Raw genomic sequence first — 24991 nt, forward strand, 5'->3', positions numbered from 1 at the left:
AGGTCACCACCGCCCACGGACGCATCGCCGGGTCCACGGGCCGCTTCTTCGGGGGGTGCGAACAGGGTCCCACAGGATCATGAGGGAAGCCTCACGTTTACTGTCCAGGTGCCGCATCCGGGCAGGTAGAAGGCGTGACGTGCCTCACATAGCGTCCGTTCAGATGACTTTCGAGTAAGAAAGAAAGCGCTGGCAGGAACCGGTACTCGCGAGTAGCAAACCTGAGGATTTCCTCACATTGATCGTTACGAGACCGTTATAATTAGGATCGATCCGCACGCCGGGTCTTTACTCTCGTCCCGATGCAGCCCGGTTCCGTGTCGGTAGTCGCCGCTACCTCTCCCCAAACATCTGAGCGGGGGGCGAGGTTGTGAAGTACACGCGAGAGGTTCTCCAGGACGCCGTTGCGCATTCCACGAGTATCGCGGGGGTGATGAGGCACCTGAACGTCGTGGCTGCGGGTGGCACCCACGCACACCTGAGTCGGCGCATCGAGAAGCTGGGAATTGACACCTCACACTTCACCGGCAGCGCCCATCAAAAAGGACAACCGGCACCGAATCGCCTGACCCCGTCCGAGATTCTCGTGTTGCGCCCGACAGGGAGCGCGCGCTGCAAACCTCATCTGCTGCGACGCGCACTGCTGGAAGCGGGTATGCCCCACGTCTGCGCGCTCTGCGGGATTCCGCCCTTCTGGAACGGGGCACCGCTGACTCTCCACGTCGATCACATCAACGGCAACTATCTCGACTCCCGGATCGAGAACCTCCGATCCCTCTGCCCCAACTGCCACAGCCAGACCGCGAGTTGGGCGGGACGGAACCGGTTCGGACCCCGTTCGTCCGATGCGTCTAGCGAAGGCGTCGTGGCGTAGTCTGATCCGGCACGCGCGAGTGGCGGAATGGCAGACGCGCCACACTTAGGATGTGGTGTCCAACGGACGTGGGGGTTCAAGTCCCCCCTCGCGCACCACGAGTCGACAAACCTTTCACGCCGCCGGTTGATCGCACCAGAACCGGCGGTCGGTGCGATCAACCGGACGAACCACAGATCAGCGTTCGGTCGTGGAACTCCTGTGGGGCAGCTTCCAACTCGGCCGCGGAAAGTGGCAGGTGTAGCCGTCCGGGTAGCGCTGCAGGTAGTCCTGATGCTCAGGCTCCGCCTGCCAGAACTCGCCCGCCGGGGTCACCTCGGTCACCACCGTGCCGGGCCACAGTCGGGAGTCGTCGACATCGGCGATGGTGCCGAGCGCGACTCGCTTCTGGTCCTCGTCGAGGTAGAAGATCGCCGAGCGGTACGAGCTCCCGATGTCGTTGCCCTGGCGGTTCTCCGTCGTCGGGTCGTGGATCTGGAAGAAGAACTCGAGCAGCGAGCGGTAGTCCGTTCGGGCCGGGTCGTAGACGATCTCCACGGCCTCCGCGTGCCCGGGATGGTTGCGGTAGGTGGGGTGATCGTTGCTCCCGCCGGTGTAGCCGACGCGCGTCGACACCACCCCCGGCTGACTTCGGATGAGTTCCTCCATCCCCCAGAAACATCCACCTGCCAGAATCGCCCTGCGCGTTTCCGTCATTTCTCCTCCTTCGGTTGAGCCCAACCCGCCTCGATCGGGCGCCGCACACCTCGACAGGTGTTCGCCGCGTGCCGCGCCGACAATCACAGAACCGCCAGGACGGTACGTCTCATTCCGCTGTGACCGTCACCTCCAATACCACCGGGTTCGGGGCTGCGCATCTCGGGTACCGTCGTGGTGTGGCCCGTACATCCCCCCGTCGTCGACCGGCACTGATCGTGTTCGTGATCGTCGCGGCGGCGGCGTGCCTGGCACTGGGCTACTGGCAGTGGACTCGGTTCGAATCGGTCGGCGGCACCGGCCAGAATCTCGGCTACGCGTTCCAGTGGCCGCTCTTCGCGGCGTTCGTGGTCTACGCGTACCGCCGGTTCGTGCAGCTCGAGGACGTCGCGCCCGAGGAGCAGCAGAAGATCGTCACCGGCGACGAGCCCCGGGAGATCCCCACCGACCTGCTTCCCCAGCGGTCGGCACCGGCCCCCGACGTCCTCGACGCCGGCAACCCGGACGACGAGGCCCACCAGGCATACAACAACTACCTCGCGCAGCTCCGAGCGGGCGAGGCCGATAGGAGCAGCACGTGAGCACGGCCCCCGACGAGACCGCGACGACCACCACACCCGCCCGCGACACCAGGAAGATCGCGGGCGCGCTGCTGCGCTACCGGGTACTCGCCTACGCGACGGGCATCTGGCTGCTGGTGCTGACGGCCGAGATGGTCGCGAAGTACATCTTCGGCGTCGAGGACCTGCCGAGCTGGATCGCGATCGTGCACGGTTGGGTGTACTTCGTGTACCTGATCCTGACGATGGACCTGGCGGTGAAGGTGCGGTGGTCGGCCAAGCGGACCATCGGCACCCTGCTCGCCGGCACCATCCCGTTCCTGTCGTTCTTCGTCGAACACCAGCGGACGCGGCAGGTGAAGGCGCAGTTCGGCCTCTGACCGCCTGCCTACCCCGAGGCTGAAGGCCGCCTTCATCCGGTTGAACCGGATGAAGGCGGCCTTCAGCCATTCTGGGAAAGGACGTCAGTGGTGGGCGCTGCCGGCTGCGAGCGCTGCCAGGTCGGGCACCAGCTGGGCCAGTGCGCGACCGCGGTGCGAGGCGGCGTCCTTCTCTGCGGGCGTCAGTTCCGCCGCCGACCGCTGCTCCCCCTCGGGCACGAAGACGGGGTCGTAGCCGAAGCCGCCGTCGCCGCGCGGCTCGTGGGCGATCGAGCCGGGCCACGTACCCCGCACGACCCGCTCGACACCGCCCGGCACGACGAGCGCGCAGGCCGACACGAACGCGGCCCCGCGCCGCTCGTCGGGGGTGTCGGACAGCTGGGCGAGCACCAGCGCGGTGTTCGCCCCGTCGTCGCCGTGCCGACCGGCCCACCGCGCCGACAGCACCCCGGGCATGGCGTTGAGCGCGTCGACCTCGAGTCCGGAATCGTCCGCGACGCACGGCAGTCCGGTGGCCGCGGCCCCGTCCCGGGCCTTGACGAGGGCGTTCTCCTCGAACGTCGCACCGGTCTCGGGGGTCTCCGGAAATTTCGGGACCTCGTTCAGGCCGACCAGCTCGATGCCCTCGATCCCGGCCGTCTCGAGGACGCGCCGCAGTTCCTTCAGCTTCTTGGCGTTGCGCGAGGCGACGAGCAGCCGGATGGCGCCCCCGTCCGACAGCTCAGGCACCGAACTTCTTCTTCTCCGGCGCCTTGGGCTCGGGCAGCTCACCCGGGTACGGCAACGCGAGTGCGGCCTTCTGGACCTCGAACAGCTGCTCGCAGCCGGCGAGGGCGGAGTCGAGGAGCTTGTCGAGGGTGCTGCGCGGGAAGGTCGCGCCCTCGCCGGTGCCCTGGATCTCGACGAGCGTTCCGGTGTCGGTCGCGACGACGTTCATGTCGACCTCGGCGCGCGAGTCCTCCTCGTACGGCAGGTCGAGGCGCACCCGCCCGTCGACGACGCCGACGCTGACCGCGGCGATCGCGCACGAGATCGGCTGCGGATCCGACAGCAGCTCCGCGGCGCGCAGGTAGGTCACCGCGTCGACCAGTGCCACGTAGGCGCCGGTGATGGCGGCGGTGCGGGTGCCGCCGTCGGCCTGCAGGACGTCGCAGTCGATGGCGATGGTGTTCTCACCGATCGCGGCGAGGTCGATGCACGCGCGCAGGGACCGGCCGACGAGCCGGCTGATCTCCTGGGTGCGGCCGCCGACCTTGCCCTTGACGGACTCGCGGCCGCTGCGGGTGTGGGTGGCCGCGGGCAGCATCGCGTACTCGGCCGTCAGCCAGCCGAGGCCGGAGCCCTTCCGCCAGCGCGGCACGCCCTCCTCGACACTGGCGGTGCACATGACCCGGGTGTTGCCGAACTCGACGAGCACGGAGCCCGCCGGATGGCTGGTGAACCCTCGGGTGATCTTCACTTCGCGGAGTTCGTCGTCCGCCCTGCCGTCCACTCGTCTGCTCACCCGGCAAAGCCTAGAGGGTGGTACCGATCGGCTGTCGAACGCGTCTGGATGTCGAACCGTCTAGATGTCGAAGACGTCCCCGGCGCTGACCGCGTGGACGGGACCGGAGAACTCGGCCTTCGCCTCGGCGATGACGTCCTCCCGGGAGGTCCACGGAGGGATGTGGGTCAACAGCAGCTCCCCGACCCCGGCGCGCGTGGCGACGCGGCCGGCCTCGGTGCCGGACAGGTGGATGCCCTCGGGGCGGTCGGGATGATGCGTCCACGACGCCTCGGACAGCAGTACGTCCGCGCCCTCCGACAGCGCGACGACCTCGTCGCACATGCCGGTGTCCCCGGTGTAGACGAAGCTGCGTCCGGCGGGGTCGGTGAACCGCAGCCCGTACGCCTCCGGGGGGTGGAACATCCGGCGTGACTGCACCGTGAGGGACCCGTAGTCGATGGTGCCGCCGTCGGTGAACCTGCGCAGGTCGATGGTGTCGGAGATGTCGTCGAGATCCCCCGCGCACTCGGCCGATGCGACGCCGATCCGGCCGTGGGTGTCGGACGGACCGTAGATGAGGGCTCGGCCCGACGGCGGGTTCGGGTGGTAGCGGCGCCACACCAGCAGCCCGGGCAGGTCGAGGCAGTGGTCGGCGTGCAGGTGCGACAGGAAGATCGACACCGCACCGGGATCCTCGTAACGCTGCAGCGCACCGAGCACTCCGGGACCGAAGTCGATGACGGCCGGTCGGGTGTCCGGTGCGGTGAGCAGATAGCCCGACGCAGGCGAGTCGGGACCGCCGACGCTGCCCGAACAACCCAGGACGGTGATGCGCATAAGGGTCATGCTGCCACGAGGGGCCCGGGACCAAAAAGGATCGGGCCGTTTCGAGACGAACACGCAGCCTCGCGCGCTGTGCGCGAGCCGTCACAACCTGGTTCGACGGTGGCGGAGGACTATCCCGGCAGCTGCTTCGCGGCGCGTGCCGCGCGGACGTCGGAGGCCAGCAGCCAGGCCGCGAGGACGCCGCCGATCGCGCCGAACAGATGCCCCTGCCACGAGACCCGCGGATCGCTCGGCAGGACACCCCACAGCATCCCGCCGTACAGGAAGAGGATCACCACGCCCAGTGCGAGCTGACCGAAGTGTCGGGTGAACAGGCCGCGGGTGATCAGGTAGGTGAGCCAGCCGAAGGTCAGGACGGACGCCCCGAGATGGGTGGTCCCCGACCCGCCGGTCAGCCACGTTCCCACACCCCCGACGATCCAGATGATCGCGGTGGCGGTGAGCCCGCGCCCGATCCCCGACAGCATCACGAAGAAGCCGAGCACCAGCAGCGGAATCGTGTTGGCCACCAGGTGCCCCCAGCCGCCGTGCAGGACGGGCGCGAAGAGCACCCCCCACAGTCCGTCGACGGTGCGCGGTTCGATTCCACCGTTGTCGAGGCTGTTGCCGAGCAGCATGTCGACGAACTCGAGGACGTACAGCCCGACCACGAAGGAAGTGACGGCGATCGCCGCGCGCTGCCACTGCGGCCGCGGTGCGGTGCTCGCGGGCAGGTTCGACGGCCCGGGGGCGGGGAAGGACGATGTCGGGTAGGTCATGGTCCGGCTCAACCGCTTTCTCGCACGTGGCACTCGACGTTGCCACGAGCCTACCGATCGGACGGCCCGGGGGCGGGAGTCTCAGACGTCGAACGCCGACGGGAACAGGTCGCGGTAGGTGGGGATCCCGGCGACCGTGGTGGCGGTCAGGACGGCGTCGACGACCGCCCGCGACACCACGTCGGCGGCGACCTCGCACACGGCGGCGAGGACGGGAAGATCGGCGGGGAACGCGGCCGGAACCGGCGTGCTCGGCGGCGGCACCTCGCGGGTTCCGGTGGAGAGCGCGAACAGTGTGTCGCCGTCGAGCGGCGAGTGGACGGGACGGATCGCCCGCGCCAGCCCGTCGTGGCCCGCGACGGCGACGCGTCGGCAGGCGGCCTTGCTCAGCGGCGCGTCCGTGGCGACGACACCGATGGTGGTGTTGAGGACGGTGCCCTTGCTGCCGAGCGCGTTCGCGGCGGCCAGTTCGGCGGCGTCCGGGACGCGCAGGCCGTACCCGCCGACGTCGACCCCGCCGAGGCCCCACGGCAACCCGGTGGCGGGGTCGAACACGGAACCGACGGGGTTGGCGACGACGAGCGCCGCGACGGTGACGCCCGCGGCGGGTCCCGAATCGAGGACGGTGCTCGCGGTGCCGATCCCACCCTTGAGGACGCCGGCGCGGGCTCCGACCCCGGCACCGACGCTCCCGCGGCGGACGTCGGCCCGCGCGGCGGCGGCGGCGAGGAAACCGTGATCGGCGGTGGGGCGCACCGACCAGTCCCCCACCGGCAGGTCGAAGATCACCGCGCCCGGCACGATCGGGACGACGTGCCCGGCGGAATCCATCGGGATGCCGCGACCGTGTTCCTCGAGCCAGCGCATCACCCCGTCCGCGGCGGCGAGGCCGTAGGCGCTGCCACCGGTGAGCAGTACCGCATCGGCGTGCTGGACGCTGTGACTCGGGTCGAGCAGGTCGGTTTCGCGGGTGCCGGGCCCACCTCCGCGCACGTCGACCGCCGCGGTCGCGCCTGCGGGTGCGAGGACCACCGTGCAGCCGGTGGCCCGGCCGGCACCGAGGGTGGCGGCGGAGTCCAGTTCGTGGTGGTGTCCGACGAGCACCCCGGCGACGTCGGTCAGTGCGTTTCTCGGCCCGGGCCGGCTCACGGAAGCAGCACCTGAACGAGGGAGTCCTGCATCCAGGTGAGCCAGTGGTAGACGTCGAGGTGCGGCGCCCGCGGATCGTCGGGGTCGAGTTCGTCGGGGGTGTCGGCGTCGATGCCGATCGTGGTGCCGAGTGCCAGCCGGACGTCGTTGAGGCCGTACAGCCAGTCCTCGGCCTGCTCGGGCGTGAGGACGACCTTGCCGCCGTCGACGGGAACGGTCTGCAGGATCACCGACCCGGCCGCGACCTTCGCGTCGATGATTTCGGGTTCGTAGAGGCTGCGCAGGGCGCCGTTGTCGTTGGCGTCGCGCGAGCTCGGGTCGACCGCGTCACGCCCGGCGCCGAAGAAGTCGGGCAGCAGCCGGGCGAGCGTGGCGTCGGTGGGCGCGGTGGAGTTTCCGGTCCGCAGGCCGGTCAGTTCGGCGAGGTCGTCCTGCGGTGCGGATGCGGACCGGTCCTCGAGCAGTCCCAGCACCGATGTGACCAGTGACCGCAGCACCGACGCCTCCCGGGCGTCCATCTCGGACCGGATCTTGACCCCACTGAGCGAGTTCCTGCGGCTCCATGTGCGCACGACGAATTACCTGATGACCCTTCCCGAGTGTCGGTGTCCGGCTCAGCTGTCCCGCTGCATCGTGGCCCAGAGGCCGGCCGCGTGGAGACGTTGCACGTCGTGTTCCATCTTGTCCCGAGATCCGGACGACACGACGGCCTTGCCCTCCTTGTGCACCTGCATCATCAGATCCGTCGCCTTGGCCTTGCTGTAGCCGAACAGCTTCTGGAAGATGAACGTCACGTAGTGCATGAGGTTGACGGGGTCGTCCCACACGACCGTCACCCAGGGACGATTCAGCGCTTCGTCCTCGTCGGTGACCTCCGCCTGCTCGGGCAGCACTGACGGAGCCGGGGCGGGCATGTTCGCCATCGGCACGGCCATGAGTGTGATGTACGGGCGCGGAGCCATACGTCCAGACTACGACGCGATCCGGACCAATTGAACACGCTCGGACAAAACACGTGTCCACCTGAAGATCGGCGGCGTCGCGAGTCGTAGTGTGGCGAAGTGACGAACTCCCAGTGGTCCCGTCCCACGACCAGCACGGCGCTGCTCACCGATCAGTACGAGGTCACGATGATCGCCGCGGCGCTCGCGGACGGATCCGCCCACCGCCACTGCACGTTCGAGGCCTTCGCCCGCCGGCTCCCCGACGGCCGTCGGTACGGCGTGGTCGCAGGGGTCGATCGGCTGCTCGATGCGTTGGAGCACTTCCGGTTCGGCGAGCCCGAACTCGCGCTCGTGTCCCGCTTCCTCGACGACGACACCCTCGCCTGGCTGCGGGACTACCGGTTCTCCGGCGACATCGACGGATACCGCGAGGGCGAACTGTACTTTCCGGGTTCGCCCCTCCTCTCGGTGCGTGGCACGTTCGCGGAATGCGTTGTCCTCGAGACGCTGGTCCTGTCGATCCTCAACCACGACAGCGCCATCGCGTCGGCGGCCGCCCGGATGGTCAGCGCCGCCGACGGCCGGACGCTGATCGAGATGGGGTCACGGCGGGCGCACGAGGAGTCCGCGGTCGCGTGTGCACGCGCCGCGTACCTGGCGGGGTTCACCGCGACGTCCAACATGGAGGCGGCGCGGCGCCACGGCGTTCCGAGCGCGGGCACCAGCGCGCACTCGTACACCCTGCTGCACACCGACGCGGAGGGACCGGACGAGGCGGCGGCGTTCCGGGGCCAGGTCGAACGCCTCGGTGTGGGCACCACCCTGCTGGTGGACACCTACGACATCACCGAGGGCGTCAAGACGGCGGTCGCCGTCGCGGGACCTGAGCTCGGTGGTGTGCGGATCGACTCCGGCGACCTCGGCGTGTGGGCACGGCAGGTGCGCAAGCAGCTCGACGATCTCGGCGCGACGAAGACCCGGATCGTGGTGTCCGGCGACCTCGACGAGTACTCGATCGCGGCGCTGCGCGCCGAACCGGTCGACACCTACGGTGTGGGCACCGCACTGGTCACCGGATCCGGGTCGCCCACCGCGGGCATGGTCTACAAGCTGGTGGAGGTGGACGGCATCCCCGTGGAGAAGCGCAGCAGCCAGAAAGTGTCGCGCGGCGGCGCCAAGAGCGCGGTCCGGTTCGCCCGCCCGACCGGGACGGTCGTCGAGGAGGTCGTGTACCCGCTCGACGCGCCGGTCCCGAACGATGTCGAGCTGGTGGGCCGGCCGCTGACGATCCCGCTGGTCCGAGGTGGTGACCGGGTTCCCGGACTGCCCACCCTCGGCGACGCGCGGGAGTTGCTGGCGGCGAACCTGGTCAGCCTGCCGTGGGAGGGCCTCAAGCTCTCGCACGGGGAGCCGGCCGTGCCGACCCGTTTCGTCGGGTAGTCCCCTCACGCACGGTCGGCGGCGGTCTGACGCACGGGCTCCGGCGGGGCGGGCTGACGGGCGGGCAGGATCGAGCAGCACGCGGTCGCCAGGACGGTGAAACCGACGGCCCACCAGAAGGCCGCGTCGAAGGCGTGGGTGCGGTCCTCGAGGGTGCGGAGGCCGACCATGGTCGACTCGAGGATCACCGCGAGCAGGGCGGTGCCGAACGCGCCGCCGACCTGCTGGGCCAGCCGCGTGATGATGCTGGCGTGCGGTACCTCGGCGCGATCGAGGCCGACGAAGGCGACCGACATGACCGGGATAATCACCGCCCCATGCCGAAACCGCGTACGGCCAGCACGATCGTCAGCCACAGCGTGCCGGTGTCGGCGTCGGCCAGTGCGAACGGGATGGTGGCCAGACCCATCACGAGGAACCCGACGATCGCCACGATGCGGGCGCCGATGAGATCGGTGTAGTGGCCGGCCACCTTTCGACTCATCAGCGCCCCGACGCCCTGCGGGATCAGCAGCAGCGCGGCCCCCCAGCGGGTCGGAGCCGTGGATGGTCTGGAAGAACAAGGGCAGCAACAACATCGAGCCGTACAGCGAGGCCCCGGCGAGGAATATGACCGCCGACGACGATCCCACCGCTCGGCGACCGAGCAGGCTGACGTCGACGAGGGCGGTCTCGGCCGGCGCAGCGCCCAGACCGCGAACGCGACGAGGAGCACGACACCCGCGGCGGTGGGCAGCCAGACGTCGGTGCGGGCGAACCCGCCGTCCTTGTTCATGTTGGACAGGCCGTAGAGAATGCCGACGAGCGCCGGGAAGACGAGCAGCAACCCGACGGTGTCGAGTTTCGCGCGGCCGGACGGTTCGTCGGCAGGCAGGAACCGCCACGCGAGGGCGAGTCCGAGGAGGCAGAACGGCACGTTGACCCAGAAGAGCCAGGGCCGGCTGCCCCAGTTGAGGATGATGCCGCCGACGCCCTGGACGACACGAACGGCGATGAGGCTGGACGCATTCCAGGCCAGGCTGCAGGCGATCGAGGTGACCAGGAAGACGGTCAGTCCGATCATCCAGAGGCGTTTCCCGCCGATCCGGGCCTGCGCCCACCCCACGACCGGGATAGTGACGCCCAGCGCGAGGAGATAGCCGGTGCTGACCCAGTGGATGGTCGACACGCTCACGTGGAGGTCCTCGGCGAGGGTCTGCAGCGCGATGCTCACGATCGCGGAGTCGAAGATCATGGCGAGCCCGCCGACGATGAGCACCGTCCCGGACACCGGGTCGCTGCGCGGCGACGTGCTCGAACTGCTCCGCAGATCCAACCTGCACGGCGAGGAGTCGATCGCTCTGTTCGTCGTGACCATCGGCGCGCATCACCTCGCGACCGGGGACACCTTCGCCGAGATCCGCGAGGAGGCGGTCGGCGCGCGGGCGACCAGCATCCTGGACCAGGTCCTCGACCGGGCGGCGGCCCGCGGCGCGATCGATCCGGAGCGGCTCACGCCACGGGTCCGCGCGGTCGCGTTCGACCTGTTCCGGCACGACCTGCTGATGACGATGCGACCGCTGCCCGACGAGGACATCGTCGCCATCGTCGACGAGGTGTTCCTGCCGCTGGTGTCGCGACGCTGAACACCCGCGGCGCGGCGCCGGCCCCGACGGGTGGAGGATGGAGTCATGACCGGAAACAGGGCCCTGGTGATCGTGGACGTGCAGAACGACTTCTGCGAGGGCGGGTCGCTGGCGGTGGCCGGAGGCGCGGCCGTCGCGGAGGCGATCACCGAGTACCTGGCGTCGCCGGCCCGGCCGCGGTACGCGGCGGTGGTGGCGACCGCGGACCGGCACATCGACCCGGGCGCCCACTTCTCCGACCGCCCCGACTACCGGGACAGCTGGCCGCCGCACTGCGTCGTGGGCACGCCCGGCACGGAATTTCATCCGGCGCTGGACCTCTCCGCGGTGCAGGAGGTGTTCGGCAAGGGAAACTTCGCGGCTGCGTACTCCGGATTCGAGGGCGTCTCGGACGACGGGGATCCGCTGTCGGAGTGGCTGCAGGACCACGACATCGACGCCGTCGACATCGTGGGTATCGCCACCGACCACTGCGTGCGCGCAACCGCGATGGACGCCGTCCGCGAGGGCTTCGACACCCGCGTGCTGCTGGACTACACGGCCGCCGTGTCACCGGACACGGTGCGCACGGCACTGGGCGCGATGCAGGACGTCGGCGTCACCCTGGTCGGGTCGTCGGCGGTGCCCCTGCCGCGCCGATCGGCCACCCGCCGCGGGCAGTAGTCTTGTTCGGTGCGTGAACTCCCCACCGTCCCCGAACTGCTGTCCGAGGCGGTGCGCGCCCTGGGCGGCGCCGAGCGGCGGAACCAGCTGACGATGGCGTCGGCGGTCGCGCACTCGATCGAATCCGGGGAGCACCTCGCGGTGCAGGCCGGCACCGGCACGGGCAAGTCGCTGGCCTACCTCGTGCCGAGCGTGCGGCACGCGGTGGAGTCGGGCCGCACGGTGGTGATCTCGACGGCCACGATCGCGCTGCAACGCCAGCTGGTGGACCGCGACCTGCCGCGGCTCGCGAAGGCGCTGAAGAAGCCACTGGGCCGGGAGCCGCGTTTCGCGATCCTCAAGGGCCGCAACAACTATCTGTGCATGAACAAGATCCACACCGGGATGGCGGAGCAGCCCGCCCCGGAGGCCGAACTGTTCGACGCCTTCGCCGTCTCACGGCTCGGCCGGGAGGTGCAGCGGCTGACGACGTGGTCGTCCGACACCGAGACCGGCGACCGCGACGAGGTGGTCCCCGGTGTCAGCGACCAGGCGTGGCGGCAGGTCAGCGTGACGGCCCGCGAGTGCCTGGGCAAGTCCCGCTGCCCGGTCGGCGAGGACTGCTTCGCCGAACGGGCCCGCGCGGAGGCCGCGCGGGTCGACGTCGTCGTCACCAATCACGCCCTGCTCGCGATCGACGCCATCTCGGGCATCGCGGTCCTTCCCGAACACGACGTCGTCGTGATCGACGAGGCCCACGAGCTGGTCGACCGGGTGACCGGTGTCGCGACGGCGGAACTGGCGCCGTCGACGATCAGTGCCGCGGCGCGTCGCTGCGTCAAACTCGTCGAGGAGCAGGACGCGGACCGATTGGAGGCGTCCGCGGAGGCCTGGACCGCCGTGCTCGAGGAGTTGGCCGCCGGGCGCTGGGACCAGCTCCCGGACGGCGCGGGGCAAGCGCTGGCCCTGGTCCGGGACTCGGCGTGGGCGGTGCGGACGGCGATCGGCCCGTCCCGTCCGGGGCAGGCCGCGACGGATCCCGAGTCCGCGGCCGCCCGGACCACGGCGCTGGCCGCGGTCGACGAGGTGCACGACAGCGCGGTCCGGGTGCTGACCGCGTTCGACGAACCCGACCCGGCGAAGCGGCGGGACGTGGTGTGGCTGACCGACGAGGATCGGCGCGGCAAGCTGGTGCGGATCGCGCCGCTGTCGGTCGGCGGCCTGCTCCGCAGCCGGCTGTTCGACGAGTCGACGGTGGTGCTGACGTCGGCGACGTTGACGGTCGGTGGGTCGTTCGACGGCCTGGCCGTGGAGTGGGGGCTGCCCGCGCAGGGCTCGGTGCGCAGCGACACCGCGATGGCGACCGGCACCGAGGCTCCGTCCGACGACGCGACCGTGAAGTGGAACGCCGTCGACGTCGGCTCGCCGTTCGACCACGCGAAATCCGGAATCCTGTACGTGGCCAGGCATCTTCCGCCGCCGGGCCGGGACGGCCTGACGCCGCGCGTCCTCGACGAGATCGAGCGGTTGGTCACCGCCGCGGGCGGCCGCACCCTCGGGCTGTTCTCGTCGACGCGGGCGGCGAAGGCCGCGGCCGCCGAGATGCGGGAGCGGCTGGACACCCCGGTGCTGTGCCAGGGCGAGGACGCGACCGGTCAGCTGGTCCGCAAGTTCGCCGAGGACGAGGCGACGTCCCTGTTCGGCACCCTGTCGCTGTGGCAGGGCGTGGACGTGCCCGGCCCGTCGCTGTCGCTGGTGATCCTGGACCGCATCCCGTTCCCCCGCCCGGACGATCCCCTACTGGTCGCGCGGCAGCGTGCGGTCGAATCCCGGGGCGGCAACGGCTTCATGGCGGTCGCCGCGAACCATGCCGCCCTGCTGCTGGCCCAGGGTGTGGGCCGCTTGCTGCGCAGCGTCGACGACAAGGGTGTGGTCGCGATGCTCGACTCCCGGCTGGCCACCGCCCGGTACGGCGGATACCTGCGGGCATCGCTGCCGCCGTTCTGGGAGACGACCGATCCCGACGTCGCCTGCAAGGCGCTGGAGCGGCTGCGTCAGGCGTGAGGCGCAGTCAGGTCCTGGTCCCGCGGGATGCGAGCAGCTGCGCAAGGGTGATCGCCCGCCGACCGGCGAGTTCGTCGAGCTGGAGGCGGCAGGAGAATCCGTCGGCGAGCACCACGGTGCCCGGTTCGGCGGCCCGGACCGCGGGCAGCAGTGCGGTTTCGGCGACGGCGACGCTCGTCTCGTAGTGCCCCTTCTCCACCCCGAAGTTTCCTGCGAGCCCGCAGCATCCACCGATCCGCTGCACGTCGGCCCCGGCTCGGGAGAGGAGATCGGCGTCGGCTGACCAGCCGAGCACCGACGCGTGGTGGCAGTGCGGCTGCGCGATCACCGACACGCCGCGCAGGTCCGGCGGCCGCCAGTCCGGGGTCTGCGCGAGCAGTTCGGCGAGGGTGAACACCCCCGCGGCGACGGCGCGCACCCGCTCGTCGTCGGGAAGCAGGTCGAGGGCGTCGCTGCGCCAGACCGCGATGCAGGACGGTTCGATGCCGACGATCGGGGTCCCGCCCGCGACGATCGGGTGCAGCACGTCCAGCGATGCCCGCAACCGACGGCGAGCACCGTCGCGCTGCCCGGTCGTGATCCACGTCAACCCACAGCAGGCGGTCCGGTCGATCAACCGGGGTGCGTAGCCGGCGGCGGTGAGCACCGTGAGTGCGGCGGACACGCCGTCGCCCTCGAACGAATCGGTGAACGAGTCCACCCAGATCGCAACGGGTTTCCCCGAGCCGGCCGGGGCAGCGATCGAGCGCCGCGCGGTGGTGAACCTCGGCAGGCCCCGGCGGGGCTCGACGCCCGCGGCCGCACGGATCCACCGTCCCAGGACGCGATTCGCCATGGCCGCGTTGACGACTCGCGCGGCACGCAGCCGCGACACGAACCTGCCCCACCGCGGCAGCCAGCCGAGCGCGTAGTGGCTGCGGGGCCGGACCCGGCGCCGGTACCGCTCGTCGAGCACGATCGACTTGTACGACGCCATGTCCACCCCGCGCGGGCAGTCGCCGGCACAGCCCTTGCACGACAGGCACAGGTCGAGCACCTCGGCGACCTCGGGCGCGTCCCAACCGCGCACGAGTTCCCCACTGACCAGTTCCTGCAGCACCCGGGCCCGGCCGCGGGTCGAGTCCTTCTCCTTCCCCGTCGCCAGGTACGACGGGCACATCACCTGCCCGGCGGAAGCGCCGTCCGCCAGGCACTTGCCGACTCCCGAACACCGGTGCACGTTCGCAACGAAGCGTGGGTCGCCGATCGCGGGTGGGCGGATGTGCAGCAGCGGGATTCGCATGTCGACGTGGACCGGATCGGGATCGACGAGGACACCGGGGTTGAGGACGCGATGCGGATCGAAGAGGTCCTTGACCTTCGCCATCAGCGCGAGCGCCTCCGGCGAGTACATCCGCGACAGCAGCCCCGAGCGGGCGCGTCCGTCGCCGTGTTCGCCGGACAGCGAGCCGCCGTACCGGCCGACCAGGTCCGCGGCCGCCTCGACGAACGCCCGGTAGCGGTCCGGGCCGTCCGGCGTCCCGAGCGGAAAGTCGATGCGGCAGTGCACACATCCGTCGCCGAAGTGGCCGTACGGCAGACCGTGCAGGCCGTGCGCCGCGAGCAGGGCGTCGAAGTCACGCAGATAGGCACCGAGGCGGTCCGGCGGGACGGCCGCGTCCTCCCAACCGCCGTACGCCGGTTCGGCGAGGCTCGACTCCGCGAGCCCGGCGCCGTCGGCGCGGATCTTCCACAGTGCGGCGGCCACATCCGGGTCGTCGACGGTCCAGCCACCCATTGCCGCGCAGTCCCGCAGGAGGTCATCGGCTCGCTCCCGCAGCCGGTCCGCGTCGTCGTCGACGAGCTCGACGAACACCCAGCCGTCCCCGGCGGGCAGCGGCGGGAGCGACGCCGTTCCCCGACGCCGCGCGACGACGTCGACCATGCGGCGGTCGAGCCCTTCGGCGGCGGTGGGCCGGTGGCGGAGGATGCTCGGGGCGTCGTCCGCGGCGTCCGGCATCGACGGGTAGCCGAGCACCACCATCAGCTTGTGCAGCGGGTCGGCGACCAGCCGGACCGTGGCCTCGGTGACGACGGCGAGGGTCCCTTCCGTACCCACGAGGAACCGGGCGACGTCGAAACCGTTCTCCGGCAACAGATGTTCGAGCGAGTATCCGGAGACCTGCCTCTTGAACCGACCGAACTCGGTTCGGATGACGGCGAGGTTCTCCGCGACGAGGTCGTGCAACGCGTCGAGGGTGGGCGACTGCGTCCTCGCACCCGACTCGACCCGCAACCGCTCCCCCGTGCCGAGCACGACGTCCAGCGCGACGACGTTGTCCGCACTGCGCCCGTATCCGAGTGCCCGCGGGCCGCAGGCGTTGTTGCCGATCATGCCGCCGATGGTGCAGCGGTTGCTGGTGGACGGGTCGGGCCCGAAACGCAGTCCGTGGGGCGCGGCGGCTGCCTGCAGCGCCGCCTGCACGACACCGGGCTGCACCGTCGCGGTCCGGGCGGCCGGATCGACCGCGACGATCGTGTCCAGACGGGTGCGCGTCTCGACGATCACGCCCCGGCCGACCGCGTTGCCGGCGCACGAGGTACCCGCGCCCCGCGCGGTGAGCGCGACACCGTGCTCGATCGACGCCGCCACGATCGCGGCGACGTCGGCGGCGGACCGCGGGTACACCACCCCCTGCGGCGCGATCCGGTACAGGCCGGCGTCGCTGGTGTAGAGGGCGCGAGCGAGATTCGTGCGGTCGACCGCGATCCCGGACGCGTCCAGCGCACCGGTGAACGCGTCCAGCCGGTCGTCGCCGAGAAGTGCCTCGCTCATGTCGCCCTGTCTCGCCTGTCGTCGCTGTGCCCCCGTGAACACGCTAGGGCATCTCTCCCAATTCCTCTCGGATGCTCCTGGCAGCACAATCGTCGGCCGGCAAGCCCCAGGAGTCGCTCCGCGGGCTCCGCTCCTGCGCGGAGGAGAAGCCGACACCGCGGCGGCCGACGACAACGCAGCGGGGCGGCGATCGGGCGCCAGGAGCGCCGACAAGGGAATCGGGAGACGTGCCTGGCCCCGCGGGGACCCGGACCCGGCATCGCCTACCCCGCGGGCAGCGCCAGCAGACCCAGCTCGGCGTCGTCGGCCAGCAGCGGGTGATGAGGCAGCACCCGCACGGTGTAGCCGACCGCGCCGGAGTGCGGCAGGGCGGTGTCGACGGCGTACACGTGTCCGAGTTCCTCGGTCCCGGCGAGCCTCATCGGCACCGTCACCACATCGGAGAGGTCCTCGTCGGGGCCGACCCGGCCCAGCACCGCCTGCACGGTCACCTCCGCCGGGTCGAGACCGCCGAGCTGCACGTACGCCCGCAGCGACAGTTCGGCGCCGAGGACCGGCGTGTCGGGCAGTCCGGAGCTGTCGACCTGCACCACCTGCACCGCCGGCCAGGCCGCCGCGACCCGCTCGCGGTAGTGGGCCACCTGCCTGGCCCCGGCGTACCCGTCCGCGACGGCCGTGCGCGCGCCGCGGGCGGCGGGGGCGTAGTACCCGACGACGTAGTCGCGAACCATCCTCGACGCCAGCACCTTCGGGCCGAGCGACTGCAGGGTGTGCCGCACCATCTCGACCCACCGGACCGGCACGCCGTCGTCGCCGCGGTCGTAGAACTTCGGCAGTACGGACTGCTCGAGCAGGTCGTACATCGCGTTCGCCTCGAGGTCGTCGCGGCGGGTCTCGTCGAGCACTCCGTCGGCGGTGGGGATGGCCCAGCCGTTCTCGCCGTCGTACATCTCGTCCCACCAGCCGTCCCGGATGGACAGGTTCAACCCGCCGTTGAGGGCGGACTTCATCCCCGACGTCCCGCACGCCTCGAGCGGGCGCAGCGGGTTGTTCAGCCACACGTCGCAGCCCCAGTACAGGAAGCGGGCCATCGACATGTCGTAGTCGGGCAGGAAGACGATCCGGTGCCGGACGCCGTGGTCGTCGGCGAACCGCACCACCTGCTGGATCAGTGCCTTGCCGCCGTCGTCGGCGGGATGACTCTTACCCGCGACGACCAGCTGTACGGGACGGTCGGGATCGAGCAGCAGGGCCCGCAACCGCTCCGGATCCCGCAGCATCAGCGTCAACCGCTTGTACGTCGGCACTCGCCGGGCGAAACCGACGGTCAGCACGTTCGGGTCGAAAACCTCTGCCGTCCAGCCGAGTTCGGCCTCGCTGGCGCCGCGTTCGAGCCAGGACGCCCGCACCCGGCGCCGCACCTCGTCGACGAGCCGGGCGCGCAGGGTGTTGCGGGTCGCCCACAGTTCCGTCGAGTCGACCGCCGTGAGCTGCTCCCACCCGCGGGCCTCCTCGACCGACTCCGGTCCGGCGAGCCGCAGCGCGAGGTCCATCCACTCGCGGGCGGCCCAGGTCGGGGCGTGCACACCGTTCGTCACCGAACCGATCGGCACCTCGCCGGCGTCGAATCCCGGCCACAGTCCGTTGAACATGTCCCGGCTGACGATGCCGTGCAGCTTCGAGACGCCGTTCGCGCGCTGACCCAGCCGCAGACCCATGTGGGCCATGTTGAACACCGACGGATCGGCCTCCCGCCCCAACGCGAGGATCCGGTCCACCGTCAGCCCGGGCAGCAACGCCGATTCGGGCTCACCGTGGACCCCGCCGAAGTAGTGCCGCACCAGGTCCGCCGGGAACCGGTCGATGCCCGCGGGCACCGGGGTGTGCGTGGTGAACACCGTCGCCGCCCGCACCGCGGCCAGCGCGGAGTCGAAGTCGAGGCCGCCGGTGACGAGCTCGCGGATCCGTTCGGCCCCGAGGAAGCCCGCGTGGCCCTCGTTCATGTGGAACACCTCGGGGTCGGCCAGGCCCTCGGAGCGGGTGTAGGCGCGCACGGCCCGGACCCCGCCGATCCCGGCGAGGATCTCCTGCTTGATCCGGTGGTCCTGGTCGCCTCCGTACAACCGGTCGGTGACACCGCGCAGTTCCGGGTCGTTCTCGGCGATGTCGGAGTCGAGCAGCAGCAGCGGTACGCGGCCGACCTGCGCGATCCATACCCGCGCCCGCAGCACCCGGCCACCGGGCATCGCCACGTGCAGCAGCACCGGGGCCCCGGAACCGGGCTCGGTCAGCAGCCGCAACGGCAGCCCCTGGGGGTCGAGCGACGGATAGTGCTCGGCCTGCCACCCGTCGGCGGTCAGCGACTGCCGGAAGTACCCGGACCGGTACAGCAGCCCGACACCGATCAGCGGCACCCCGAGATCCGACGCCGCCTTGAGGTGGTCACCCGCCAGGATCCCGAGCCCGCCGGAGTAGTTCGGCAGCACCTCGCTGACACCGAATTCCATCGAGAAGTACGCGATCCCGGTGGCCAGGTCGCGGTCCTTCGCCTGCTGGTTCTGATACCAGCGGGGGCGGTCCAGGTACTCGTCGAGATCGGCCTCGAGCCGGTCCAGCTCGGCGAGGAAGTCCGCGTCGGCGGCCAGCTCGTCGAGCCGAAACGGCGCCACCTCACCGAGCATCCGGACGGGATCGTGGCGCACGCGGGTCCACAGATCCGGGTCGATCCGCGCGAACAGGTCCTGGGTCGGGGGGTGCCACGACCAGCGCAAGTTGGTAGACAGCGGGCCCAGCGCGGCCAGTCGGGCGGGCAGGTGGGCACGGACGGTGAACCGACGCAAGGCTTTCACGTCGCGCACACTACCGATCGCGGGGCCGTCGGTCCTGTCATGCGCGGGAGTGACCTCGCCCGCGGATGCGTTTCGTCGCGAGCGGACGGGGCCCCGATACCCGTAGTGTCTCGGTCATGACCGGGCGGATTGGTATTGACGACGTCGTCCCCGAGATCGCGGGCGGACGGTATCCGGCGAAAGCCGTGGTCGGCGAGACCTTCCCCGTCTCCGCGACGGTGTGGCGGGAGGGTCACGATTCCGTCGCGGCGACGCTCGCGGTGCGGGGGCCCGGATTCACCCGGAGCATCCGGATCCCGATGCTCCCCGGGCCGCTGCCCGACACCTTCGCCGCGGTCTTCACCCCGACCACCCCCGGCACCTGGACGTACCGGGTCGAGGGGTGGAGCGACCCGGTCGGCACCTGGCGCGCGGCGGTCGAGGCCAAACTCGCCGTCGGGCAGGGTCCCGCCGAGCTGGCCAACGACCTCGAGGTGGGGGCCCGGCTCTTCGACCGCGCGGCGCGCTCGGTGCCGCGCGGTGACCGGCACCGCTGCCACGCGGTCGCGGCCGCGCTGCGCAGCACACAGCAGCTCCCGGAGCGGGTGGCGCCGGCGTTCGCGCCCGGTGTCACCGAACTGCTCCGTGCGCACCCGCTGCGGGACCTGCTCACCCGGGGTCGGGCCCTGCAGGTGGCGGTGGACCGCACCCGCGCCCTCACCGGATCGTGGTACGAGTTCTTCCCCCGTTCGACCGGCGGCTGGGACGAGGCGGGGCGGCCGCGCCACGGCACCTTCGTCACCGCGGCGAAGGACCTGCCGAGGATCGCGGCGATGGGTTTCGACGTGGTGTACCTGCCGCCGATCCACCCGATCGGGCGGGTGAACCGCAAGGGCCCCAACAACTCCCTGACACCCGGACCGGACGACGTCGGGTCTCCGTGGGCGATCGGCGCGTCCGAGGGCGGCCACGACGCGATCCACCCCGCGCTCGGGACGATGCGGGACTTCCGGTCGTTCGTCTCCCGCGCGGGCAAGCTCGGCCTCGAGGTCGCACTCGACCTCGCTCTGCAGTGCGCCCCCGACCACCCTTGGGCCGCAGCACATCCCGAGTGGTTCACGGTGCTGCCGGACGGCACCATCGCGTACGCGGAGAACCCGCCGAAGAAGTACCAGGACATCTACCCGGTGAACTTCGACGACGACCGCGACGGCATCTACACCGAGGTGCTGCGGGTGGTCCGGTTCTGGATCGCGGCCGGGGTCAGGATCTTCCGCGTCGACAACCCGCACACCAAGCCACCGGACTTCTGGGAGTGGCTGATCGCGGAGGTCAAGACGACGGACCCGGACGTGCTGTTCCTGTCGGAGGCGTTCACCCGCCCGGCCCGGATGTACGGACTTGCCAAGCGCGGGTTCTCGCAGTCCTACACGTATTTCACGTGGCGGGTGCACAAGCAGGAGCTGATCGACTTCGGACTCGAGATCGCCGCGAAGGCCGACGAGGCGCGCCCCAACCTGTTCGTCAACACCCCCGACATCCTGCACGAGACACTGCAGGTCGGCGGCCCGGGCATGTTCGCGCTGCGCGCTGCCCTCGCCGCGACACTCGCCCCGACCTGGGGCGTGTACTCGGGTTACGAACTCTACGAACACGTCCCGGTGCGGGAGGGCAGTGAGGAGTACCTGGACTCGGAGAAGTACCAACTCCGTCCCCGCGACTTCGACGGCGCCCGCGCCCGCGGCGAGTCGCTCGAGCCGTGGATCACCACACTCAACCGGATCCGCCGCGCGCACCCGGCACTGCAGCAACTGCGCAACATCACGTTCCACCACGTCGACAACGACTCGCTGATCGCGTATTCCAAGTTCGACCCGACCACCGGCGACGCCGTGCTCACCGTGATCAACCTCAATCCCCACGGCACCGAGGAGGGCATGATCTGGCTGGACATGCCCGCCCTGGGCCGGGACTGGCACGACCACATCACGGTCCTCGACGAGGTGTCCGGCGAGCAGTACCACTGGGGCCAGACCAATTTCGTCCGGCTCGAGCCGTGGCGTGCGGTCGCGCACATCCTCGCCCTGCCCCCGGTCCCCTACCCGGCGCGGCTGCACCTGGCGCAGCGGCGCCCGGTCTCGTGAGCGTCGCGACGCCGCGTCCCGGCGCGGCCCCCTCCCCCGACGACCTCGCCCGTCTCGCCGCGGGGACGCACCACGACCCCCACTCGGTCCTCGGCGCCCACGCCCATCCGGGCGGCACCGTCATCCGGGCGCTGCGGCCGCACGCCGTCGCGGTCGCGGCGCGCGTCGGCGGCACCGACCACCCGATGGCCCAGGTCGCCGACGGTGTGTTCGGCGCGGTGGTCCCGGTCGAGGACCTGGTCGACTACCGACTCGTCGTCGAGTACCCGGGCGGGCACACGGTCGTGGTCGCGGACGGCTACCGGTTCCTGCCGACACTCGGCGATCTGGACCTGCACCTGGTCGGCGAGGGCAGGCACGAGCGGCTGTGGGACGTCCTCGGGGCGCATCCGCGCAGCTACACCACCCCGGACGGCGAGGTCACCGGCACGTCGTTCGCCGTCTGGGCGCCGAACGCGCGCGGGGTGACGGTGATGGGCGACTTCGACGGCTGGGGTGGCCGGACCGCGCCGATGCGGGTGCTGGGGTCGACGGGCGTGTGGGAACTGTTCGTGCCGGGCCTCGGGCCGGGAGAGCTGTACAAGTTCCGTGTGCACGGACGCGACGGCTCCGTCCACGACAAGGCCGACCCGATGGCGTTCGCGACCGAGGTGCCGCCCGCGACCGCGTCGCGGATCACGAAGTCGGAGTACACCTGGTCGGACGCCGAGTGGATCACGGCCCGGGCGCGGCGGGAACCGAACCAGGAACCGATGAGCGTGTACGAGGTGCACCTCGGGTCGTGGCGGCCGGGCCTCGGTTATCGCGAGTTGGCGCAGCAGCTCGCGGAGTACGTCGTGGACTGCGGTTTCACCCACGTGGAACTCCTCCCGGTGGCCGAGCACCCGTTCGGCGGGTCGTGGGGCTACCAGGTCACCTCGTACTACGCCCCCACCGCCCGGTTCGGGTCGCCCGACGACTTCCGCGCGTTCGTCGACCACCTGCACGGCGCCGGGATCGGGGTGATCGTCGACTGGGTGCCCGCGCACTTCCCGAAGGACGAGTGGGCGCTGGCCCGGTTCGACGGCGACGCGCTGTACGAGCACTCCGACCCCCAGCGCGGCGAGCAATTGGACTGGGGCACTTTCGTTTTCGACTTCGGCCGCGCGGAGGTTCGCAACTTCCTGGTCGCCAACGCCCTGTACTGGATCGACCGGTTCCACGTGGACGGGCTGCGCGTGGACGCGGTCGCGTCGATGCTCTACCTGGACTACTCGCGTCCGTCGGGCGCCTGGACCCCCAACGTGCACGGTGGACGGGAGAACCTCGAGGCGGTGGCGTTCCTGCAGGAGATGAACGCCACCGTGCACAAGCACCATCCCGGGGTCGTCACCATCGCCGAGGAGTCCACGGCGTGGCCGGGGGTCACGCGCACCACCGCCGTCGGGGGGCTCGGCTTCTCGATGAAGTGGAACATGGGCTGGATGCACGACACCCTCGGCTACCTCGGCCGCGACCCCGTGCACCGCAGCTTCCACCACCACGAGATCACCTTCTCGCTGATGTACGCGTGGAGCGAGCACTACCTGCTGCCGATCAGTCACGACGAGGTCGTGCACGGCAAGGGCACCCTGTGGACCCGCATGCCCGGCGACGACCACGCCAAGGCCGCCGGTCTGCGCGCCCTGCTGGCGTACATGTGGTCCCATCCCGGCAAGCAGCTGCTGTTCATGGGGCAGGAGTTCGGGCAGAAGACCGAGTGGTCGGAGGAGCGGGGCCTGGACTGGGGCCAGCTCGACGACCCGTACACCGGGGCACTGCAGCGTGGGGTGCAGGCATTGGTCCGCGACCTCAACGCCACCTATCGGGCGCATCCCGCGCTGTGGACGCTGGACACCTCACCCGGCGGTTACTCGTGGATCGATGCGAACGACACCGAGAACAACGTGCTCAGCTACCTGCGGTACGGCACCGACGGCTCGATCGTGGCCTGCCTGTTCAACTTCTCCGGCAGCTCGCACGGGCGGTATCGGGTCGGCCTGCCCGAACCGGGACGGTGGAGCGAGATCCTCAACACCGACGCGCTGCAGTACCAGGGCTCCGGACTGGGTAACTTCGGAACTGTGACCGCAACCACCGACTCCTGGCACGGCAGACCCGCCTCCGCGGAGGTGACGCTGCCCGCGAACGGCGCGATCTGGCTGCGCCGGGAATCGCCATGAGCCGAACCTCCCTCGCGGTCGCGGCGGCGGTCCTCGCCACCGCGTTGCTCGCCGGTTGCGGCTCGGTCATCGAGGGACGGCCGGTGTCGATCTACGACAACCCGTTCACCGTCGCCGGCCTGCCCGCCACCGACGGCCCGAGCGGACCCCGGCCGGACGCGCCGGCGTCGACACTGTCGGTGCGGGGCGCGGCCGGGTCCCCGGCGGACGTTCTCGCCACCGAGGCGGTCGACGACATCACCGACTTCTGGCACGCCGAGTACCCCCGTGTGTTCGCCGGCGCGTTCCGGCCGGTCACCGACCTGGTGTCGTGGGACCCCGAGACCTCGCCCGCCCAGTCCGGGACGTTCTGCGGGGACAGCACCCACGGTTTCGTCAACGCCGGCTACTGCACGCGGGACGGCTCGATCGGATGGGACCGCACCGTCCTGCTGCCGACGCTGATGGACACGTTCGGCCCGATGGCCGTGGTGATGGTGATGGCCCACGAGTACGGTCACGCCGTCCAGCACGATTCCGGTCTCGCCGGCGACGACGACCCGACACTGGTCCTCGAGCAGCAGGCCGACTGCTTCGCCGGCGCGTTCATGCGGCACGTCGCCGAGGGCGAGTCCGCGCATTTCACCCTCAACACGTCCGACGGACTGAACTCGGTGATGGCCGCGATGGTCGCGGTGCGGGACACCGACCCCAACGATCCGGAATCCGTGCACGGCACCGCCTTCGAACGCGTGACCGCCTTCCAGATCGGGTTCACCGAGGGCGCGAGCGCCTGCACGGCGATCGACGAGGTGGAGGTCGAGAGCAGGCGGGCACAGCTTCCCCAGCAGTTCGCGACGAGCGACGACGGGGAGATGCCGGTGACCGAGGCAACCGTCGCGGTCACGGTCGACTCGTTGCAGTCACTGTTCGCGCTGCCCGAGGAACCCCGTGTCGTGTTCAGCGGCGCCGACACCGGCTGCTCCGACGCCGTGCCCACCGAACCGGTGTCGTACTGTCCCGCGACGAACACGATCGGGGTGTCGATGCCCGAACTCGTCGAACGCGGCACACCCCACGACGGCGTCGCGGCGAACGACCTGCCCACCGATGTGCGCGGTGACTTCGCCGCCTACGTGCTCGTCGCGTCCCGGTTCACCCTCGCTGCCCAGCAGGCGGCGGGTGACGGTCTCACCGACCCCAAGACCGCGCTGCGTGCCGCCTGTCTGTCGGGTGCGTGGACGGCGGCGATCGCCGTGGGGCACGCGGGCACCGTCACACTCTCGCCGGGAGACCTCGACGAGGCGGTGTCCGGGTTGCTCAGCGACGGCCTGATGGCCAGCGACGTCAACGGCCGCACCGTTCCCAGCGGGTTCGCGCGCGTCGACGCGTTCCGCTCCGGGGTCCTCGGCGGCGAGGACGCCTGCGCGAACCGATATGGCTGACGCCAGTGGTGGGGGGGGGGGGGGGGGGGGCGGCGCCCCCGCCCCCCCCCCCCCCGGGGGCCAAACAAGTGGGGGTGGCCCCACACCACCCGGCGGTGGGCCAGGGCCCCGACCA

At 70.8% G+C, this 24991-nt stretch carries 22 protein-coding genes and 1 tRNA gene; 11 read left to right on the forward strand and 12 right to left on the reverse strand.

What is annotated here, in order from left to right:
* The first annotated feature begins 370 nt into the window (after nucleotides 1–370).
* Entirely contained in the window at nucleotides 371–874 is a 504-nt protein-coding gene (locus ACFYVR_RS05045) for an HNH endonuclease (protein WP_387470190.1), read from the forward strand.
* 13 nt (nucleotides 875–887) lie between these two features.
* Nucleotides 888–972: transfer RNA gene (locus ACFYVR_RS05050), tRNA-Leu, on the forward strand.
* A gap of 79 nt (nucleotides 973–1051) precedes the next feature.
* On the opposite strand, the gene msrA is transcribed toward ACFYVR_RS05050, so the two are convergent.
* A complete protein-coding gene (gene msrA / locus ACFYVR_RS05055; RefSeq protein WP_387470192.1) occupies nucleotides 1052–1570 on the reverse strand; it encodes a peptide-methionine (S)-S-oxide reductase MsrA in 519 nt (172 codons plus the stop codon).
* 179 nt (nucleotides 1571–1749) lie between these two features.
* Here msrA and ACFYVR_RS05060 point away from each other — a divergent pair, with 179 nt between their 5' ends.
* Entirely contained in the window at nucleotides 1750–2151 is a 402-nt protein-coding gene (locus ACFYVR_RS05060) for a transcriptional regulator (RefSeq protein WP_387470194.1), read from the forward strand.
* The gene (locus tag ACFYVR_RS05065; RefSeq protein WP_387470196.1) at nucleotides 2148–2510 is read left to right on the forward strand and encodes a DUF3817 domain-containing protein; all 363 of its coding nucleotides are present in this window, start codon (nucleotides 2148–2150) and stop codon (nucleotides 2508–2510) included. Before ACFYVR_RS05060 ends, ACFYVR_RS05065 begins: the two co-directional genes overlap by 4 nt.
* A gap of 84 nt (nucleotides 2511–2594) precedes the next feature.
* On the opposite strand, the gene rdgB is transcribed toward ACFYVR_RS05065, so the two are convergent.
* From rdgB to clpS, 7 genes are all read right to left on the reverse strand, one after another.
* A complete protein-coding gene (gene rdgB / locus ACFYVR_RS05070) occupies nucleotides 2595–3239 on the reverse strand; it encodes an RdgB/HAM1 family non-canonical purine NTP pyrophosphatase (protein WP_387470198.1) in 645 nt (214 codons plus the stop codon).
* A complete protein-coding gene (gene rph / locus ACFYVR_RS05075) occupies nucleotides 3232–4014 on the reverse strand; it encodes a ribonuclease PH (RefSeq protein WP_387470200.1) in 783 nt (260 codons plus the stop codon). Before rph ends, rdgB begins: the two co-directional genes overlap by 8 nt.
* 60 nt (nucleotides 4015–4074) lie before the next feature.
* The gene (locus ACFYVR_RS05080) at nucleotides 4075–4833 is read right to left on the reverse strand and encodes a cyclic nucleotide-degrading phosphodiesterase (protein ID WP_387470202.1); all 759 of its coding nucleotides are present in this window, start codon (nucleotides 4831–4833) and stop codon (nucleotides 4075–4077) included.
* A gap of 119 nt (nucleotides 4834–4952) precedes the next feature.
* Nucleotides 4953–5600: a rhomboid family intramembrane serine protease gene (locus ACFYVR_RS05085; RefSeq protein WP_387470204.1), complete on the reverse strand. Its 648-nt coding sequence runs from the start codon at nucleotides 5598–5600 to the stop codon at nucleotides 4953–4955.
* An 81-nt stretch (nucleotides 5601–5681) separates the two neighbouring features.
* The gene (locus ACFYVR_RS05090) at nucleotides 5682–6749 is read right to left on the reverse strand and encodes a P1 family peptidase (RefSeq protein WP_387470206.1); all 1068 of its coding nucleotides are present in this window, start codon (nucleotides 6747–6749) and stop codon (nucleotides 5682–5684) included.
* On the reverse strand, nucleotides 6746–7321 hold the full coding sequence (locus tag ACFYVR_RS05095; protein WP_387470208.1) for a DUF2017 domain-containing protein: 576 nt from the start codon (nucleotides 7319–7321) through the stop codon (nucleotides 6746–6748). The genes ACFYVR_RS05090 and ACFYVR_RS05095 overlap by 4 nt, the downstream gene beginning before the upstream one ends.
* Before the next feature lie 42 nt (nucleotides 7322–7363).
* On the reverse strand, nucleotides 7364–7663 hold the full coding sequence (gene clpS / locus ACFYVR_RS05100; protein ID WP_387470368.1) for an ATP-dependent Clp protease adapter ClpS: 300 nt from the start codon (nucleotides 7661–7663) through the stop codon (nucleotides 7364–7366).
* Nucleotides 7664–7810: 147 nt separating this feature from the next.
* Between clpS and ACFYVR_RS05105 the strand changes: the two genes are divergently transcribed.
* Complete coding sequence (locus ACFYVR_RS05105) at nucleotides 7811–9133, forward strand: nicotinate phosphoribosyltransferase (RefSeq protein ID WP_387470210.1); 1323 nt, start codon at nucleotides 7811–7813, stop codon at nucleotides 9131–9133.
* Between the two features lie 5 nt (nucleotides 9134–9138).
* Here the strand turns inward: ACFYVR_RS05105 and ACFYVR_RS05110 are convergent, their stop codons facing one another.
* Together ACFYVR_RS05110 and ACFYVR_RS05115 are read right to left on the reverse strand one after the other, a co-directional pair.
* A complete protein-coding gene (locus ACFYVR_RS05110; RefSeq protein ID WP_387470212.1) occupies nucleotides 9139–9429 on the reverse strand; it encodes a hypothetical protein in 291 nt (96 codons plus the stop codon).
* A gap of 11 nt (nucleotides 9430–9440) precedes the next feature.
* Entirely contained in the window at nucleotides 9441–10346 is a 906-nt protein-coding gene (locus tag ACFYVR_RS05115) for an MFS transporter (protein WP_387470214.1), read from the reverse strand.
* Between ACFYVR_RS05115 and ACFYVR_RS05120 the strand changes: the two genes are divergently transcribed.
* From ACFYVR_RS05120 to ACFYVR_RS05130, 3 genes are read left to right on the forward strand one after another with little or no spacing between them, the layout of a single operon-like run.
* Entirely contained in the window at nucleotides 10339–10758 is a 420-nt protein-coding gene (locus tag ACFYVR_RS05120) for a TetR-like C-terminal domain-containing protein (protein ID WP_387470216.1), read from the forward strand. The genes ACFYVR_RS05115 and ACFYVR_RS05120 overlap by 8 nt on opposite strands.
* Before the next feature lie 45 nt (nucleotides 10759–10803).
* On the forward strand, nucleotides 10804–11421 hold the full coding sequence (locus tag ACFYVR_RS05125; RefSeq protein WP_387470218.1) for an isochorismatase family protein: 618 nt from the start codon (nucleotides 10804–10806) through the stop codon (nucleotides 11419–11421).
* A gap of 9 nt (nucleotides 11422–11430) precedes the next feature.
* Complete coding sequence (locus ACFYVR_RS05130) at nucleotides 11431–13464, forward strand: ATP-dependent DNA helicase (protein ID WP_387470220.1); 2034 nt, start codon at nucleotides 11431–11433, stop codon at nucleotides 13462–13464.
* A 7-nt stretch (nucleotides 13465–13471) separates the two neighbouring features.
* Here the strand turns inward: ACFYVR_RS05130 and ACFYVR_RS05135 are convergent, their stop codons facing one another.
* Both ACFYVR_RS05135 and glgP read right to left on the reverse strand, forming a co-directional pair.
* Nucleotides 13472–16279: an FAD-binding and (Fe-S)-binding domain-containing protein gene (locus ACFYVR_RS05135; RefSeq protein WP_387470222.1), complete on the reverse strand. Its 2808-nt coding sequence runs from the start codon at nucleotides 16277–16279 to the stop codon at nucleotides 13472–13474.
* Nucleotides 16280–16542: 263 nt separating this feature from the next.
* Nucleotides 16543–19128 (reverse strand): alpha-glucan family phosphorylase, encoded by a 2586-nt coding sequence (glgP, locus tag ACFYVR_RS05140; RefSeq protein WP_387470224.1) that lies wholly within the window; start codon nucleotides 19126–19128, stop codon nucleotides 16543–16545.
* 116 nt (nucleotides 19129–19244) lie between these two features.
* Between glgP and ACFYVR_RS05145 the strand changes: the two genes are divergently transcribed.
* From ACFYVR_RS05145 to ACFYVR_RS05155, 3 genes are read left to right on the forward strand one after another with little or no spacing between them, the layout of a single operon-like run.
* Nucleotides 19245–21251, forward strand: a complete 2007-nt coding sequence (locus ACFYVR_RS05145) for a maltotransferase domain-containing protein (protein ID WP_387470226.1) — start codon at nucleotides 19245–19247, stop codon at nucleotides 21249–21251.
* Nucleotides 21248–23452 (forward strand): 1,4-alpha-glucan branching protein GlgB, encoded by a 2205-nt coding sequence (glgB, locus tag ACFYVR_RS05150; protein WP_387470228.1) that lies wholly within the window; start codon nucleotides 21248–21250, stop codon nucleotides 23450–23452. Before ACFYVR_RS05145 ends, glgB begins: the two co-directional genes overlap by 4 nt.
* Nucleotides 23449–24876 (forward strand): neutral zinc metallopeptidase, encoded by a 1428-nt coding sequence (locus tag ACFYVR_RS05155; protein WP_387470230.1) that lies wholly within the window; start codon nucleotides 23449–23451, stop codon nucleotides 24874–24876. The genes glgB and ACFYVR_RS05155 overlap by 4 nt, the downstream gene beginning before the upstream one ends.
* Nucleotides 24877–24991: the final 115 nt, after the last annotated feature.

The sequence above is a fragment of the Rhodococcus sp. NPDC003318 genome, assembly GCF_042879035.1.
Lineage (GTDB): Bacteria > Actinomycetota > Actinomycetes > Mycobacteriales > Mycobacteriaceae > Rhodococcus_G.

Coding starts and splice junctions, on each gene's coding strand:
- ACFYVR_RS05155 (WP_387470230.1), top strand. CDS start 23,449: ATGAGCCGAACCTCCCTCGCGGTCGCGGCGGCGGTCCTCGCCACCGCG.
- clpS (WP_387470368.1), bottom strand. CDS start 7,663: ATGCCCGCCCCGGCTCCGTCAGTGCTGCCCGAGCAGGCGGAGGTCACC.
- ACFYVR_RS05080 (WP_387470202.1), bottom strand. CDS start 4,833: ATGCGCATCACCGTCCTGGGTTGTTCGGGCAGCGTCGGCGGTCCCGAC.
- ACFYVR_RS05120 (WP_387470216.1), top strand. CDS start 10,339: ATGCTCACGATCGCGGAGTCGAAGATCATGGCGAGCCCGCCGACGATG.
- ACFYVR_RS05110 (WP_387470212.1), bottom strand. CDS start 9,429: ATGTCGGTCGCCTTCGTCGGCCTCGATCGCGCCGAGGTACCGCACGCC.
- msrA (WP_387470192.1), bottom strand. CDS start 1,570: ATGACGGAAACGCGCAGGGCGATTCTGGCAGGTGGATGTTTCTGGGGG.
- ACFYVR_RS05085 (WP_387470204.1), bottom strand. CDS start 5,600: ATGACCTACCCGACATCGTCCTTCCCCGCCCCCGGGCCGTCGAACCTG.
- ACFYVR_RS05145 (WP_387470226.1), top strand. CDS start 19,245: ATGACCGGGCGGATTGGTATTGACGACGTCGTCCCCGAGATCGCGGGC.
- ACFYVR_RS05125 (WP_387470218.1), top strand. CDS start 10,804: ATGACCGGAAACAGGGCCCTGGTGATCGTGGACGTGCAGAACGACTTC.
- ACFYVR_RS05135 (WP_387470222.1), bottom strand. CDS start 16,279: ATGAGCGAGGCACTTCTCGGCGACGACCGGCTGGACGCGTTCACCGGT.